Here is a 15,211-nt window from a genome sequence, read left to right on the forward strand (position 1 = left end):
GAGGGTTCAGGCTGCCTGGACGCGCAAGCTTCCTGGGGCGCACGGGCGGAGGAGGTCGCCGGCCGGAGATTGATGATCCAGCCACTCGCGCCAATGCTGCGGCGGGAGAACCGCCACCTGCCGATGATGATAAGGCTCCACGTCGGGTCCCGGGGCGGTGGTCAACAGGGTGAACGCCTCGCCGACGCCCGGATCGTCGCGGACGAGCCCGGCGATGGCGAACGGCTCGTCGCCCGCCGGCGTGAACAGCCAGCGGTTCTTGCGCTTGGCCTTGGGATCGGCCGCCGCGGTATATTCGTAAAAGCCGTCGGCGAGCACCAGGCAGCGACCCTGCGGGAACTCACGGCCGTCGCTGCGGAAATTATAGACGGGCTTGCCGCCCGGTCCCGGCCACGACCAGCGCCGCTCGACCAGCTCCGGGGAGCCGGCGATCACCCGCACGATCGGCGCTCGGTCGGTGATCCGCACCTCGCGCGGCTCGAGATTGGGAACGCCTTCCGGAAAGTCGAGCGGCAGGCCGGCGCTGCCGAACATCTGCCGGATGGCGTCCGGTGGGGTCTCCAGGCGGTACAGGTTGCACACCGCTGCGCGCCTAGTCGAACAGGCTGGAGACGCTGCTCTCGTCGGCGATCCGGCGCACCGCCTCGGCCAGCAGCGGAGCGATGGTCAGCCTTCGGACCTTGCCGCTGGTGTGATCAACTTCCCCCGAAAAGATCGAATCGGTGACGACCAGTTCCGACAGTTCGGACGCGCCGACCCGCGCCACTGCGCCACCGGACAGGACACCGTGGGTGACATACGCCACGACCTCCTCCGCGCCCTGCTGGCGGAGCGCGGCTGCGGCGTTGCACAGGGTGCCGGCGGAATCGACGATGTCGTCGATCAGGATGCAGCAGCGGCCCGCCACGTCGCCGATGATGTTCATCACTTCGGACTCGCCGGCCCGCTCGCGCCGCTTGTCGACGATCGCCAGCGGAGCGTTGTTGAGCCGCTTGGCCAGGCTCCGCGCCCGGACCACGCCGCCGACGTCGGGAGAGACGACGGTGATCGGCTTGCCCCCGAACCGCGCCTGGATGTCGGCGCTCATCACCGGTGCGCCGAACAGATTGTCGGTGGGAATATCGAAGAAACCCTGGATCTGCCCGGCATGGAGGTCGACCGAAAGGACGCGGTTGGCGCCGGCGACAGTGATCAGATTGGCGACCAGCTTGGCCGAGATCGGGGTCCGCGGCCCCGGCTTCCGGTCCTGGCGGGCGTATCCGAAGTAAGGCAGCACCGCGGTGATCCGCTTGGCCGATGCACGGCGCAGCGCATCGATGCAGATCAGCAGCTCCATCAGATTGTCGTTGGCAGGGTAGCTGGTCGACTGGATCAGGAAGACGTCCTCGCCGCGCACGTTCTCGAGAATCTCGACGAAGATCTCCTCGTCGGCGAAGCGGCGTACGCTCGCCTTGGTCAGCGGGATCTCCAGGTAATCGGAAATCGCCTTCGCCAGGGGAAGGTTGGAGTTTCCGGCCAGCAGTTTCATGCGCACCCCTTTTCGCTTGGCGCTCCTCTAGCGAGAGCCGGCGTTGGACGGAAGGGCGCCCGCCGCTAAGGAGTGGGCATGACCGAACGACTGACCATTGCGCTCGCCCAGATGAACCAGCGGGTCGGCGACCTCCAGGGCAATGCGGCGGCCATGCTGGAGGTGCGGAGGCGCGCCCGCGGCTGCGACCTGCTGCTGGTACCGGAGCTTCAACTGACCGGCTACCCGCCCGAGGACCTGGTGCTCAAGCCCGAGTTTCTGCGCCGGACCGAAGAGGAAGCAGCTCGGCTGGTCGCGGCGACGGCGGAGGATGGGCCGGCGCTGATCTTCGGCTCGATCGTGGTTCGGGGGGGGCGGCCATACAATGCGATGATCGTCGCGGAAGGCGGCCGCGAGCTGTTTGTGACTCTGAAGCGCGAGCTGCCCAATTACGGCACGTTCGACGAGAAGCGGGTGTTCGCGGCCGGGCCGCTGCCCGACGTTTTCCTGTACAAAGGCGTGCGGATCGGGCTGCCGATCTGCGAGGACATCTGGTTGGAAGACGTGTGCGAGCACCTCGCGGGCCAGGGCGCGGACCTGCTGCTGGTGGCGAACGGCAGCCCCTATGAGCTCGACAAGGACGATTTGCGGCAGACGCTGGTGGAAGGCCGGGTCGCGGCCTCCGGTCTTCCGCTTGTCTACCTCAACCGCGTCGGAGGGCAGGACGAACTGGCGTTCGACGGCTCGTCCTTCATCGTCAATCCCGGTGGCGAGCTGGTGGTGCAGATGCCGGATTGGGACGAAACCCTCCTGGTCACCGAATGGGAGCGTGGCGGGGGCGGCTGGCGCTGTACGACGCGGGCGGACCATGGGCTCGACCCCTATCCGGCGGACATCTACCAGGCGATGGTCGTCGGCCTGCGCGACTATGTCGGGCGCAACGGCTTTCCCGGGGTCATTCTCGGCTTGTCGGGCGGGATCGACAGCGCCTTGTCGGCTGCGGTGGCGGTGGACGCGCTCGGCCCCGACAAGGTGTGGGGCGTGATGATGCCATCGGTCTACACGGGCAGCGAAAGCGTGGAAGACGCTCGCGAATGCGCCCGCCTGCTCGGCATGCGCCATGACGTCATCCCGATTGTGCCTGCGGTCGACGCGCTGGACGGCATGCTGAAGGAGCAGTTCGCCGGCACCACGGCGGGACTGGCCGAGGAGAATATCCAGGCGCGGCTGCGGATGGTGACGCTGATGGGCCTGTCCAACCGGTTCGGACACATGCTGCTGACCACAGGCAACAAGAGCGAGATGAGCGTTGGCTACGCGACCCTCTACGGGGACATGGCCGGCGGCTATTCGGTGCTGCAGGACGTCTACAAGACGACCGTGTTCGCCCTGTCGCGCTGGCGCAACTCCACTCGTCCCGACGGCGCGCTGGGTCCGGCCGGCCCAGTCATGCCGCAGCGGGTGATCGACAAGCCGCCGTCAGCCGAGCTTCGCCACGACCAGAAGGACGAGGACAGCCTCCCGCCCTACGATCAGCTCGATCCGATCCTCGTCGGCCTGGTTGATGCCGAAAAATCAGTCGAGGAGGTTGCCGGCGAAACCGGCGTCGACCTCAAGGTTGTGGCGGACATGGAGAAACTGGTGCTTCGCGCCGAATACAAGCGGCGGCAGGCTCCGCCCGGGGTCAAGATTGGGGGTCGCAACTTCGGCCGCGACCGGCGCTACCCGATCACCAACGCCTTCCGGACGCACCGGGCATGAGCGTCGTTACCCGCTTCGCGCCCTCGCCGACCGGTCGGTTGCACGTTGGCAACATCCGCACTGCGCTGCACAATTTCCTGTTCGCCCTGAAGCACGGCGGTATCTTCTTGCTGCGGATCGACGATACCGATCGCGAGCGTTCGAGCGCCGAGCATGACCAGGCAATCCGCGATGACCTGGCGTGGCTCGGCCTCCATCCGCACGGCATGGTCCGGCAATCGGATCGCTTTGCCTTGTACGAGCGCGAGTTCGAGCGGCTGCGGGCGGCCGGACGGGTCTACGCCTGCTATGAGACGCCGCAGGAACTCGATCTGCGCCGCAAGGTACTGCTCGGGCGCGGGCTGCCGCCGGTCTACGAGCGGCCGGCCGGCGAGAACCCGCCCGTCGACGGCCGCGCCCCGCATTGGCGCTTCCGGCTGGACCACGATTCGCCGATCGGCTGGACCGACCTCGTTCGCGGCGATCAGGCGTTCGACCCCAGGCTGCTGTCCGACCCGGTGATCCGCCGCGCCGACGGCAGCTGGCTGTACCTGCTGCCCAGCGTGATCGATGATATCGATCTTCGGATCACGCACATCGTCCGCGGCGAGGACCATGTCTCCAACAGCGCCGTCCAGCTGCAGATGTTCGCCGCGCTCGGAGCGCAGCCCCCGGCGCTGGCGCACGAGGCTCTGCTGGTGGCGGCGGAAGGCAAGCTGTCCAAGCGCTTGGGCTCGCTCGGAGTGGATGCGGTCCGCGAGGCCGGGCTGGAGCCGATGGCGCTGCTGTCCCTGCTGGCGCGCCTTGGAACCTCGCAGCCGGTCGAGGCGGTCGCGACGGTCGAGGAAATCGCACGCGACTTCGACTTCGCCCATTTCGGCCGCGCGCCGGCACACTTCGATTTCCACGATGTCGAGCTGCTCAACAGCCGGCTGCTGCACCAGCTGCCCTACTCTGCCTTGGCCGACCGACTGCCGGCGGCGGTCAGCGAAGCCGATTGGCTGATGCTTCGGGGCAATCTCGCGCACCTTCGTGAGATCGAGCAGTGGCTGCCGGTGCTCGACGGCGACATTGCCGTGCCGGAAGTCGCGCCAGACGACTCGGCGTTCCTTGCTCGGGCCGCTGAGGCCGCGTCCGCCATGTCATGGGACGATGACCCCTGGCATGCCCTCACGGGAGAGTTGAAGGCGGCGACCGGCCGCAAGGGCAAGCCCTTGTTCCTGCCACTGCGGCTCGGGTTGACCGGGCAAGCATCGGGACCGGAGATGGCCCCCCTGGTCAGGCGGATCGGCAAGGAGCGCTGCGTCGAACGGCTTCGGCGAGCCTCGATGCGATAATCGAGAGACCCTCGGACCTCGGCAAATCAGTCGCTTGACCGGGTTATGTAATAATGTAACATCATTTCCTCACATCGAGGAGGTTGCGATGCTTGCTTACGCCACCCACCGTCGCCAGGGCCGCCACGCACATCCCGCCGCTCTTGCCCTCATCGTTGGAGCCCATGCCGTCGCCTTGGGCCTGCTGATCACCGCCAAGATGGATGTCGGTTCGCCGCTGGAAATCGTCCGTACCGAGCTTCGCAACATCCCGCTTCCCGCCGATCCGCCGCCACCGACGCCCGAGCAGCCTAAGGTCCAGCCTGCCCCGACACCGCCCGCCTCGCAGCTCGACATACCGCCGGTGCGGATCACGGTACCGCTCAATGCTGGCCCAACCATCGAGCCGCTGCCCACCCCGCCACTGCCCGGTCCAGTGATCGGCCGATCGCTGGATCCGACTCCGCCGCCGCCCACCATCCCGCTGCCGCCGCCCCCGGCCAGGGTGACCAAGCTCGCGCAGCTGGCAACGCCGGCGGACCGGCTGCGGCCGCCCTACCCAGAGTCCAAACGGCGGCTGGAGGAAGAAGCGGTGCTCCGGCTTCGGCTCGCCATCGACGATCGCGGACGAGTGGTCAGCGTCGATCCGGTCGGAGCCGCCGATCCGGAGTTCGTCGGCGCCGCGCGGCAGCACCTTACCCGGCAATGGCGTTACAAGCCCGCCACCGAAGACGGACGCGCGGTCGCCTCCACTCTGGTCGTCAGCCTGCGCTTCGAACTCGAGGAATAGACGAGCGAATGGGGCGGGGCTGGCGGTCTGCCGGGCCCCGCCTTATCTTGTAGCGATGCCGGTGTTACCGCCCACAGCCTCGCCCCGCGCCGCCCTTGCCGACTTGCGCGCCTTTCTCAGCCGCCGCAGCCGGGAACAGGCCATCGCCGGCGCATTGGCGTTCCTGATCACAACGATCATCATCATCGTCTTCCTTGTCGATGCGACCATCAACACCGCCCCGCCGCGGCAGATCATCTACACCGAAAGCTGGAGCGCCGATCGCACCGATGCGGAGATCATTGCCCAGCAGAAAAAGGATCAGGCGCTGCGCGAACAGGCCCGCGCTGCCCGCCGCGCCGAATATCAGAAACTGCAAAAGCAGCTCGGCATTGAGTGACGCAGCGTGGATGGCCGAGGCGATCGCCCTCGGCCAGGCGGCGCGCGGCCGAACCGCACCCAATCCCAACGTGGGCTGCATCATTGTCCGGGACGGCCAGCCGGTCGGCTCCGGCGCAACCGAGCGGGGCGGGCGGCCCCATGCGGAGGCAGTCGCTCTGGCCCAAGCGGGACAGCGCGCGCGGGGCGCGTCCCTGTTCACCACGCTCGAGCCCTGCGCCCATCGGAGTCATCGCGGCCCCGCCTGCGCCGATCTGATTGTCGAAGCAGGGGTGAGCCGCGTCGTCGCAGCGCTGGTCGATCCGGACCAGCGCACCGCCGGTGATGGGCTTGACCGGCTGCGTGCGGCCGGGGTGGAGGTGACGGCCGGTACTGGCGAGCAGGGTGCCGCCGAGTCGCTGACTGGCTGGCTCACCCGCATGCGCCTGGGACGGCCACGGATCACGCTCAAGCTGGCGCTGTCGATCGACGGAAAGATTGCGTTGCCGAGCGGCGAAAGCAAATGGATCACCGGCGAGGATGCCCGCGCCCATGTGCACCTGGAACGCGCCCATGCCGACATGATCCTGGTTGGCCGCGGCACCTTTCTTGCCGACCAGCCGCGACTGGACGTCCGCCTGCCCGGCCTTGAGGAATGGTCGCCGCGCCGCGCGCTGCTGACCCGCGGCGAACCGGTCGAAGGGTGGGAGATCCTCCGTTCTCCCCAGGACGTGTTCCGGCTCCATGACGTCAATGACCTGCTCGTCGAAGGCGGCTCATCGACCGCCACTGCCTTCCTCGCCGCCGATCTGGTCGACCGCATCCTTCTCTACCGTGCTCCCATCCTGATCGGCGAGGGCAAGTCGAGCGTCGGCTACCTGGGCCTCGACGCCATCGCGGATGCCCACGGCCGCTGGGAACCCCGCGACGGGCGCTCGCTTGGCATCGACCGCCTCGAAGTCTACGAGCGCGTCCGCACATGAGTAATCCGCTCACCCCGAGCAGGGTCTGAGCCCGTCTAAGGCCCCATCGCAGGACATGTTCACCGGAATCATCACCGACATTGGCACCGTTCGCAGCGTCGAGCAGCGCGGTGACCTGCGGCTGGCGATCGGCTGTGCCTACGACATGGCCGGGGTTGATCTTGGCGCCTCCATCGCCTGCTCAGGCGTCTGCCTGACGGTGGTCGACAAGGGGGAGGACTGGTTCGCGGTGGATGTTTCCGCCGAAACCCTGTCGCGCACCGCAGCCGGGCGGTGGGCCGTAGGTGCTCGCCTCAACCTCGAGCGGGCATTGCGGCTGGGCGATGAATTGGGCGGCCACATTGTCACCGGCCACGTCGACGCGGTCGGAGAGGTGCTCGGCATCTGCCCCGAAGGCGCTTCGAGCCGGGTCGGAGTGCGAATTCCGCGCCGCCTTGGAGCGGCCTTGGCACCCAAGGGCTCGGTGACACTCGACGGCGTGTCGCTGACCGTCAACGAGGTGCGCGACGAAGGGGAGGACACGCACTTTGCGGTCAACATCATTCCCCATACCGCGCAGCAGACCACGCTCGGGCAACTCAAACCGGCGGCACAGTTGAATGTCGAAATCGACGTCTTGGCCCGCTACCTCGACCGCATGTTAAGCGCTCGTCAACACTCCACTGCATAGCGAGCCCATTTGCCATCACATTCGAGTGTGATACAAACAGCAAATGTCGTCCGCTCTTATCGACCGCCTCACTGCCATCATCGACACCGGCGAGATCAGTCGTGCCGGCCTGGCCCGTGCCGCCGGTCTTCATCCCAACAGCCTGCGCAAACTTGGCCAGCCCGACTGGAACCCGACGGCCGACACGTTGACGCGGTTGGAGAAGCTGCTGCTGCGCGGGACCGCCGAAGTGCTGGTCGGGGCCGAAGCGATCATCGACGAAGCGCGTAACGGCCGCATGTTCATCCTGGTCGACGATGACGATCGGGAAAATGAAGGCGACCTCGTCATTCCCGCGCAGATGGCGACTCCGGACGCAATCAATTTCATGGCCCGGCACGGCCGCGGGCTGATCTGTCTCGCGCTGACGCAGGAACGGGTGGAGGCTCTGGAGCTGCCGCTGATGTCGCGGACCAACGGCACTCGGCACGAGACTGCCTTCACCGTCAGCATCGAGGCGCGGGAAGGCGTGTCGACCGGGATCAGCGCGGCCGACCGTGCCCGGACCGTCGCGGTCGCGATCGACTCGGCCAACGGTGCGGACGCGTTGGTTTCGCCGGGTCATGTCTTTCCGCTGGTTGCGCGGCCCGGCGGAGTGCTGGTCCGTGCCGGACATACCGAGGCGGCGGTGGACGTTTCGCGGCTGGCCGGGCTCAACCCGTCGGGCGTGATCTGCGAGATCATGCGCGAGGACGGGACCATGGCCCGGCTCGACGACCTGATCGACTTCGCCCGCACCCACGGCCTCAAGATCGGCACGATCCGCGACCTCATCGCCTATCGCCTGAAGAAGGACCACATGGTCGCTCGGGTCGCCGAGACCGCCTTCACCAGCAGCAGCGGCGAGCAGTGGCACGCGCAGGTGTTCCGCGACAAATCGAGCGGGGCCGAGCAGCTGGCGCTGGTGAAGGGGCCGCTCGACACCGACAGGCCAGTGCTGGTGCGGATGCACAGCCTCGACCTGTTCGCCGATGTGCTCGGCGAGCGTGGCGACCGCTCCGGCCTCCTCCAGGGGGCCATGCGGATGATCGAGGCGGAAGGCAGCGGCGTGATCGTCGCGCTTCACGCGGCCTCGCCCGGATCGCTGTCCCGCTCCGCCGACCGCCGCTCCGGCAAGGAGGTCGAAGGCGGCGAGATGCTGCGCAGTTACGGCGTCGGGGCCCAGATCCTCGCCGCTCTTGGAATCCACGACATGATCCTGCTCACCAACACCCGCCATTCTCCGGTCGCGCTCGGCGGATACGGGCTGACCATCGTCGAAGAACGCCGCATCGCGGACGCTGCCTGATGGCGCGGGTGCTGATTGTCGAGGCGCGCTTCTACGCCCATCTCAACGACATGCTGCTGGCCGGCGCGCGGCGGGCGATCGAGGCGGCTGGTCATGACCATGAGACGGTCACCGTCCCCGGCGCCCTGGAGGTGCCCGCGGCGATCAGCCTGGCAGCGGAGTCGGGCGGGTTCGACGCCTTCGTCGCGCTGGGGGTGGTGATCCGCGGCGAAACCTACCATTTCGAAATCGTCGCGGGCGAAAGCGCGCGCGGCATCATGGCGCTGACCATCGACGGGCTGGCGGTCGGCAACGGCATCCTGACAGTCGAGAATGAAGCGCAGGCGATCGTCCGGGCCGATCCCGCCCAAGGCGACAAGGGAGGCGGAGCGGCCGACGCGGCTCTCGCCTTGCTCGCGCTGCAGGACCGCTTCCGCTGAGATCAGGCGAGCGGCAGCAGCACTTCGTTGCGGAGTAGCGGCGGCGGGATCATCGGCGAATTGTAAAAGGCATATTCCGGCTCGGTCGTCAGGCACTTCTCGCCGTGACGGGCCAGCCAGCCGCGCAGCCGGTCTTCCGCAGCCACGAGCCGGTCGTCATTGGCGGTGCCGTGGAACAGGGCCGCGCCCACTCGCCGCGGTGGCATCTGCGTCAGGGCGACACCTTCGGGCGGATCGGGATGCTCGCCCCCGGGCAAGACGAAGCGGACCCGCCAGCTGCCTTCCAGTTGATCGTCGAACAGCGGCGGATCGCTTGCCATCGGATCGCCCGAGTCCTGCAGAACCGGAACCCGCATCTCCAGCCGCGGTCCGGCGCGAGATTTACCGGTGAGATAGGCGGCGAGGATGCGGTAGCCCTCGTTCAGCGCGTGCTTGCGCGGGCCGCCGACCACCGTCTCGGCGACAGTCACCGCCGGATAGGCACGGATCTGCAGCTCGCCCTCGCTGGCGAGCACCCGATAGTCCGGTTCCGGGGTCGCTTTCTCGCGCAGCAGGTACGCGATCCCGAGCCCAAGCAGGCCTCCGCCTATCCCCGCCGCCGTCCAGCCCACACCCTTGCGCATGATTCGTCCTCCGCCGGCAAGAATGGCTCAGGCGGCGGCCTGTTCCGGCAGGGTGGGATAGTCCACGTATCCTTCCGCACCCGGGCTGTAGAAAGTCGCGACATCCGCCTCGTTGAGACCGGCATTTGCCCGAAGCCGCTCGACCAGGTCGGGATTGGCGATGAACGGCCGGCCGAAGCTGATGGCGTCGGCCAGACCGTCCGCCACCCGATCACGCGCGCTGTCCAGACGATAGTCGCTGTTGAGCACCAGCGCTCCGCCGAACACCTTGCGGATCGACGGGCTGATCGGATCGACGTCGGAGGCGAGGAAGGTCGACTGGCTCCCGGGCTCGCGCAGCTCCAGGCTGGCGATGCCGAGCTCGCCCAGCGCAGCGCCGGCCGCGGTGAACAGGAGGCGGGGATCGCTGTCGTCCACTCCCTGCACCGCGCCGTTGGGCGACAGGCGGGCATGGGTGCGGTCCTTGCCGACCTCGGCGATCAGCGCCTCCGTCACTTCCCGCAGCAGGCGGATGCGGTTCTCGACCGGTCCGCCATAAGCATCGTCGCGCAGGTTCGAGCCGTCGCGCAGGAACTGATCGACAAGATAGCCATTGGCGGCGTGAAGCTGGACCCCGTCGAACCCGGCTGCCAGCGCATGGCGAGCCGCGCGGACGTAATCGCCGGTGATCCGACGGATGTCGTCCAGTGTCGCGGCCCGCGCTTCGACGTAGGGCTTCTTGCCCTCGTAGGTGTGGGCTTTGAACGGGGCGGTGGTGGCGGAGGCGCTGACCGGCTGACCGCCGCCCAGATCCGGGTGAACCAGCCGGCCCATGTGCCACAGTTGCGCGACGATCCGGCCGCCGGCGCGATGCACGGCGTCCGTGACGGGCTTCCAGCCTTCGACCTGCGCTTCATTCCACAGGCCCGGCGCATTGGGCCAGCCAAGTCCCTCGCGGCTGATGCCCGTCGCTTCGGAGATGATCAGCCCCGCGCCAGCGCGCTGTGCGTAATAGTCGGCCATGATCGCGGTGGGCACACCCTCCCGGGTGGCGCGCCCGCGAGTGAGCGGCGCCATCCAGATACGGTTCCTGAGGGTGAGGGCACCGACGGTGATCGGGTCGAAAAGGCTGGTCATGCGGGAATGGTCCTAACTTGTTTCCGGCCCCATTTGTGTGCAGCGCAGCACGGCAACAAGGACGCAGGCCGAAACGACCGATGAATGGTTGACGAACATCCCGCCAGGGCACACCCGCTCGCATTCGCGGCCCTGCTGGTGGGCAATGCCGCGCTTGCGTTCGGGCCATGGCTGGTGCGGCTGAGCGACGTGGGCGCCTCGGCCGCCGGCTTCTGGCGACTGGCGCTGGCGATCCCCTTCCTGCTGGTGATCGCCCGGGTGGCCGGGCAGCCGCTGCGCTGGCCGGCGCGCGCCCTGGCCATCGCCATCGCCGTGGCGGCGGTCTTCTTCGCCGCCGACCTTGCCGCCTGGCACGCGGGGATCGCACTTACGAAGCTTGGCAATGCGACCCTGTTCGGCAACATCTCCAGCTTCGCCTTCGCTGCATGGGGCCTGTGGCTGGTGCGGCGCTGGCCGACCCGGCTGCAGGCGGCCGCATTGCTCCTTGCGGCCACGGGAGTTGCCTTGCTGATGATCGGCAGCGCGGAGTTGTCGGCTCGAAACCTCCACGGCGACCTGCTCGCCCTGCTCGCCGGCCTGCTCTACACCGGCTACCTGATCGGGATCGAGCGGGTGCGCGGAACGCTCCAGCCGCTCCCCGTGCTGATCCTCGCCAGCCTGTTCGGCGCCGCCGCCCTGCTGCCGTTCGCACTGGCGATGGGCGAGCAGGTCATTCCAGGACAATGGACCCCCGTGCTGATCCTGGCGCTCAGCAGCCAAGTCGTCGGCCAGGGACTGTTGGTCTACGCGCTTGGCGTCGTTCCGCCGCTGATCGTCGGCCTAGCCCTGCTGACGCAGCCGGCCATCTCCGCGCTGATCGGCTGGCTGGCCTATGGCGAGACGCTGACTTCCCTCGACGCGATTGGCGCGGCCTCTATCGCGCTGGCGCTGGTGCTGGTGCGCTTGCGTCCGGCGGCGCCAGCGACCACCTAGGCGGCGTGAGCGAACCCCTGAGTCCCCTGGAACTGATCCGCCGCCGCCTGGCCTTGGCGGTGGGCGAGAATGCCGTGTTCGACGGCTGGACCGCGACCGCGGTCGATGCCGCGGCCGATACGCTCGGAATCGAGCGCGCGCAGGCGCACCTGGCGATGCCCAAGAACGCCGCGGGCCTGATCGACCTCTACGTCCGGGGCGTTGACCTAGCCCTGGAGCAGGCCTTTCCTCCCGAACGCGTGGCAGCGATGAAGATCCGCGAACGGATCCGCCAGATGATCTGGTTTCGGATCGAGACGATGGGTCCGGCTCGGGAGGCGGTCCGCCGTGCCCTCGCGATTCTGGCCATGCCGCAGAACCTTGGCCTTGCGACCCGCATCGGCTGGCGCAGCGCCGACGCCATGTGGCGCCTGGCCGGCGACACCGCGGCCGACCTCAACCATTACACCAAGCGCCTGACCCTTTCTGCGGTCTATGGCTCCACCCTGCTGGCCTGGCTCAACGACGACAGCGAAGGCTGGCACGACACGTCGGCCTTTCTCGACCGGCGCATCGATGAAGTGATGCGATTCGAAAAGTGGAAGGCGGGGTGGAGCCAGGACAGCCTACGCCGTCCCAGCCTGACGCGGTTCCTCGGCCGGCTGCGCTATCCGCCGCGATAGTCGGCCTAGCCAAGCCAAGCAGATAATGATAATCAGTCGCAGCAATGACGCTAGCAGTTCCTTCCGATCAATTCCTGCTGCAGCTCGACCAGCTGAACGTCGGCAACCGCGCGCGGATCGAGTCGATCGACTGGGCGGTGCTGGATGACGGCGAAGGTTCGCGGCTGCGCAACTTCGGCTTTGACGAGGGCGTAACGGTGGAGCCGCTTCACCAGGGCCCGTTCGGCCGCGACCCGCTGGCGGTGCGAGTTGGCCGGATGACGGTTGCGATCCGCCGGTCCCACGCCCGGGCGATCCGGGTCGTTCCCGCTGCCTGAGACCGGCCCCACGTCATGAATCCGGCACCCCTGGTCGCGGTCGTCGGCAACCCTAATGCCGGCAAGAGTGCGCTGTTCAACGCACTGACCGGCGCTCGCCAGAAGGTCGGAAACTATCCCGGCGTCACCGTGGAACGCAAAAGCGGCCGCACCGCGTTGCCCGACGGACGCCCGGTCGAGCTGGTGGACCTGCCTGGCGCATATGGTCTGGACCCGTCCAGCCGAGACGAGGAAGTCACCCGTGACGTGCTGCTCGGCCGTTTTGCCGGCGAGCGGCGGCCCGACGGTCTGATCGTAGTCGTCGACGCCTCCAACCTCGACAACCACCTGCGGTTTGCGCTGCAGGTGCTGGACCTCGGCATTCCGGCGGTTATCGCGCTCAACATGATCGACATGGCCCGGCGGGACGGCCTCGAGCTTTCCGCCGAGCGGCTCAGCGCCGAACTGGGCGTGCCGGTGATCGAAACGGTCGCCGTCCGCCGCAAGGGGGTCGAGGAGCTGCGCACCGCTCTGGCGGGGCAGCTGCTGGGACGCACTTCCGCGCCGGCCCGGGACGCTCCGGCCGACCTCCTCACATTGCAGCGCCAGGCCCGCCGGGTCGCCGAGGCGGCGATCGTCAGCGAAACTCCGGTGCGCCGCTGGACCCACCGGCTGGACCGTGTGCTGCTGCACCCGATCGCCGGACTGCTGATCCTCGTCGCCGTCATGTTCACCATGTTCCAGGCCGTGTTCGCCTGGTCCGAAGCGCCGATCGGCTGGATCGAGAGCGGGATGGGAGTGCTCGGCACCGCGGTCGCCGGCGCACTTCCGGACGGCGCGTTGCGCTCGCTGCTGGTCGATGGAGTGATCGGCGGGGTCGGGGCGGTGGTCGTGTTCCTGCCGCAGATCCTGATCCTGTTCCTGTTCATCCTGCTGCTGGAAGGCACCGGCTACATGGTCCGGGCAGCGTTCCTGATGGACCGGCTGATGAGCCGCGCGGGACTGTCCGGCCGCGCCTTCATCCCGCTCCTGTCCAGCTTTGCGTGCGCGGTGCCGGGAATCATGGCGACCCGGACCATCGACAATGAAAAGGACCGGCTGACCACCATCCTGGTCGCTCCGCTGATGACCTGCTCAGCGCGCCTGCCGGTCTATACCTTGATCATCGCCGCCTTCATCCCTGACCGTACGGTGGGCGGCGGCATCGGCCTGCAGGGGCTGGTCATGTTCGGCCTCTATCTTGCGGGGATCGTCGGCGCGCTCGCCGTCGCCTTGCTGCTCCGCCGGACGGTGGTCCGCGGCGGGTCCAGCTTCTTCATGATGGAGCTTCCCAAGTATCAGCTGCCGGCGATCAAGGATGTGCTGATCGGCCTGTGGCAGCGGGCGCTGATCTTCCTGAAGCGTGCTGGGGGGATCATCCTGGTGACCACGGTAGTGCTGTGGGCGCTGGCCAGCTTCCCGCAGGCCGGGCCCGGCGAGAAGCAGAGTGAAGTGTCGGTCGCGGGCAAGATCGCCAGCGGGATCGAGGTGGTCGTTCGGCCGATCGGTTTCAATCACGACATCGCGCTGGCCCTGCTCCCGGCGATGGCGGCGCGCGAGGTGGCGGTGAGCGCGATCGCCACTGTTTACGCGATCGACCAGTCGGACGAAGCGCAGATGACTCAGAGCCTGGAGGAGCGGCTCGGCGGCAACTGGCCGCTTCCGACTGCGCTCGCCTTCCTGGCCTGGTTCGTGTTCGCCCCGCAGTGCGTGTCGACGATCGCGGTGACCCGCCGCGAGACCAATGGGTGGAAGTGGCCGCTGTTCATGGTCGGCTACCTTTTTGCACTGGCGTATGTCTTCGCTGGACTGACCTACTGGACGACAACCGCGCTCGGCTTATAGCTGCTCTCCAAGCAAGGAGATTGAGCGATGGCTGGCAGCGTGAACAAGGTGATCCTGGTCGGGAACCTGGGTAAGGACCCCGAATCGCGCACCTTCGGCAATGGCGGCAAGGTCGTCAGCTTCAGCGTTGCGACCTCCGAGAACTGGAAGGACCGCACCTCCGGGGAGCGCAAGGAAAAGACCGAGTGGCACAATGTCTCGATCTTCTCCGAAGGCCTCGCCCGGGTTGCGGAGCAGTATCTGCGCAAGGGGTCGAAGGTCTATCTCGAAGGCCAGCTTGAAACCCGCAAGTGGCAGGATCAGTCCGGCAACGACCGTTATTCTACCGACGTGGTGCTGCGGAACTTCAACAGCTCGATGGTGCTGCTCGACGGCCGCGGTGAAGGCGGCGGCGGTGGTGGCGGCTATGGCGGCGGCCGGGGCGGCCAGTCGGACGACGGGGGCTTCGGCTCAGGCGGCTACGGCGGCGGCTCGCGCCAGCAGTCGCGCCCGCAGCCCGCAGCGTTCGACAGCGACCTGGACGACGACGTCCCGTTCTGATGACTGGCT

17 protein-coding genes are annotated in these 15,211 nt (G+C 67.7%); 13 read left to right on the forward strand and 4 right to left on the reverse strand.

The window, feature by feature from the left end:
* Positions 1-6: 6 nt before the first annotated feature.
* Positions 7-582: an SOS response-associated peptidase gene (locus tag ACFQPG_RS02725; protein ID WP_380810070.1), complete on the reverse strand. Its 576-nt coding sequence runs from the start codon at positions 580-582 to the stop codon at positions 7-9.
* A 10-nt stretch (positions 583-592) separates the two neighbouring features.
* Positions 593-1,528, reverse strand: a complete 936-nt coding sequence (locus ACFQPG_RS02730) for a ribose-phosphate pyrophosphokinase (RefSeq protein ID WP_380810072.1) — start codon at positions 1,526-1,528, stop codon at positions 593-595.
* Between the two features lie 78 nt (positions 1,529-1,606).
* On the opposite strand from ACFQPG_RS02730, the gene ACFQPG_RS02735 reads away from it, so the two are divergent.
* The 8 genes from ACFQPG_RS02735 to ribH all read left to right on the forward strand — a co-directional run bounded on the left by ACFQPG_RS02735 (position 1,607) and on the right by ribH (position 9,109).
* The gene (locus ACFQPG_RS02735) at positions 1,607-3,268 is read left to right on the forward strand and encodes an NAD+ synthase (protein WP_380810074.1); all 1,662 of its coding nucleotides are present in this window, start codon (positions 1,607-1,609) and stop codon (positions 3,266-3,268) included.
* A complete protein-coding gene (locus ACFQPG_RS02740; protein WP_380810075.1) occupies positions 3,265-4,584 on the forward strand; it encodes a glutamate--tRNA ligase in 1,320 nt (439 codons plus the stop codon). Before ACFQPG_RS02735 ends, ACFQPG_RS02740 begins: the two co-directional genes overlap by 4 nt.
* A gap of 88 nt (positions 4,585-4,672) precedes the next feature.
* The gene (locus ACFQPG_RS02745) at positions 4,673-5,353 is read left to right on the forward strand and encodes an energy transducer TonB (protein ID WP_380810077.1); all 681 of its coding nucleotides are present in this window, start codon (positions 4,673-4,675) and stop codon (positions 5,351-5,353) included.
* A gap of 55 nt (positions 5,354-5,408) precedes the next feature.
* Positions 5,409-5,732, forward strand: a complete 324-nt coding sequence (locus ACFQPG_RS02750) for a hypothetical protein (protein WP_380810079.1) — start codon at positions 5,409-5,411, stop codon at positions 5,730-5,732.
* 10 nt (positions 5,733-5,742) lie between these two features.
* A complete protein-coding gene (gene ribD, locus ACFQPG_RS02755; RefSeq protein ID WP_380811685.1) occupies positions 5,743-6,693 on the forward strand; it encodes a bifunctional diaminohydroxyphosphoribosylaminopyrimidine deaminase/5-amino-6-(5-phosphoribosylamino)uracil reductase RibD in 951 nt (316 codons plus the stop codon).
* 55 nt (positions 6,694-6,748) lie between these two features.
* Positions 6,749-7,363 (forward strand): riboflavin synthase, encoded by a 615-nt coding sequence (locus ACFQPG_RS02760; RefSeq protein WP_380810081.1) that lies wholly within the window; start codon positions 6,749-6,751, stop codon positions 7,361-7,363.
* 43 nt (positions 7,364-7,406) lie between these two features.
* Positions 7,407-8,690, forward strand: a complete 1,284-nt coding sequence (gene ribB, locus ACFQPG_RS02765) for a 3,4-dihydroxy-2-butanone-4-phosphate synthase (protein WP_380810082.1) — start codon at positions 7,407-7,409, stop codon at positions 8,688-8,690.
* Entirely contained in the window at positions 8,690-9,109 is a 420-nt protein-coding gene (gene ribH / locus ACFQPG_RS02770; protein ID WP_380810083.1) for a 6,7-dimethyl-8-ribityllumazine synthase, read from the forward strand. The genes ribB and ribH overlap by 1 nt, the downstream gene beginning before the upstream one ends.
* Positions 9,110-9,111: 2 nt before the next feature.
* Here the strand turns inward: ribH and ACFQPG_RS02775 are convergent, their stop codons facing one another.
* Both ACFQPG_RS02775 and ACFQPG_RS02780 read right to left on the reverse strand, forming a co-directional pair.
* Positions 9,112-9,732 carry an SOUL family heme-binding protein gene (locus ACFQPG_RS02775; protein ID WP_380810085.1) on the reverse strand — a complete coding sequence of 207 codons (621 nt, stop codon included), beginning with the start codon at positions 9,730-9,732 and terminating at the stop codon, positions 9,112-9,114.
* Between the two features lie 27 nt (positions 9,733-9,759).
* A complete protein-coding gene (locus ACFQPG_RS02780) occupies positions 9,760-10,848 on the reverse strand; it encodes an alkene reductase (protein ID WP_380810086.1) in 1,089 nt (362 codons plus the stop codon).
* 84 nt (positions 10,849-10,932) lie between these two features.
* Here ACFQPG_RS02780 and ACFQPG_RS02785 point away from each other — a divergent pair, with 84 nt between their 5' ends.
* Genes ACFQPG_RS02785 through ssb form a run of 5 tightly spaced genes read left to right on the forward strand, consistent with a single transcriptional unit; the run spans position 10,933 to position 15,202 of the window.
* Positions 10,933-11,820, forward strand: coding sequence for a DMT family transporter (locus tag ACFQPG_RS02785; RefSeq protein ID WP_380810088.1), 888 nt, complete (start codon positions 10,933-10,935; stop codon positions 11,818-11,820).
* A 5-nt stretch (positions 11,821-11,825) separates the two neighbouring features.
* Positions 11,826-12,482 (forward strand): COQ9 family protein, encoded by a 657-nt coding sequence (locus ACFQPG_RS02790; RefSeq protein ID WP_380810090.1) that lies wholly within the window; start codon positions 11,826-11,828, stop codon positions 12,480-12,482.
* 44 nt (positions 12,483-12,526) lie between these two features.
* Entirely contained in the window at positions 12,527-12,799 is a 273-nt protein-coding gene (locus tag ACFQPG_RS02795; RefSeq protein WP_380810092.1) for a ferrous iron transport protein A, read from the forward strand.
* Positions 12,800-12,814: 15 nt separating this feature from the next.
* On the forward strand, positions 12,815-14,662 hold the full coding sequence (locus tag ACFQPG_RS02800; protein WP_380810093.1) for a ferrous iron transporter B: 1,848 nt from the start codon (positions 12,815-12,817) through the stop codon (positions 14,660-14,662).
* A 27-nt stretch (positions 14,663-14,689) separates the two neighbouring features.
* On the forward strand, positions 14,690-15,202 hold the full coding sequence (ssb, locus tag ACFQPG_RS02805; RefSeq protein WP_380810095.1) for a single-stranded DNA-binding protein: 513 nt from the start codon (positions 14,690-14,692) through the stop codon (positions 15,200-15,202).
* Positions 15,203-15,211: the final 9 nt, after the last annotated feature.

The sequence above is a fragment of the Sphingomonas sp. GCM10030256 genome (assembly GCF_042666415.1).
Classification (GTDB): Bacteria; Pseudomonadota; Alphaproteobacteria; order Sphingomonadales; family Sphingomonadaceae; genus Sphingomicrobium.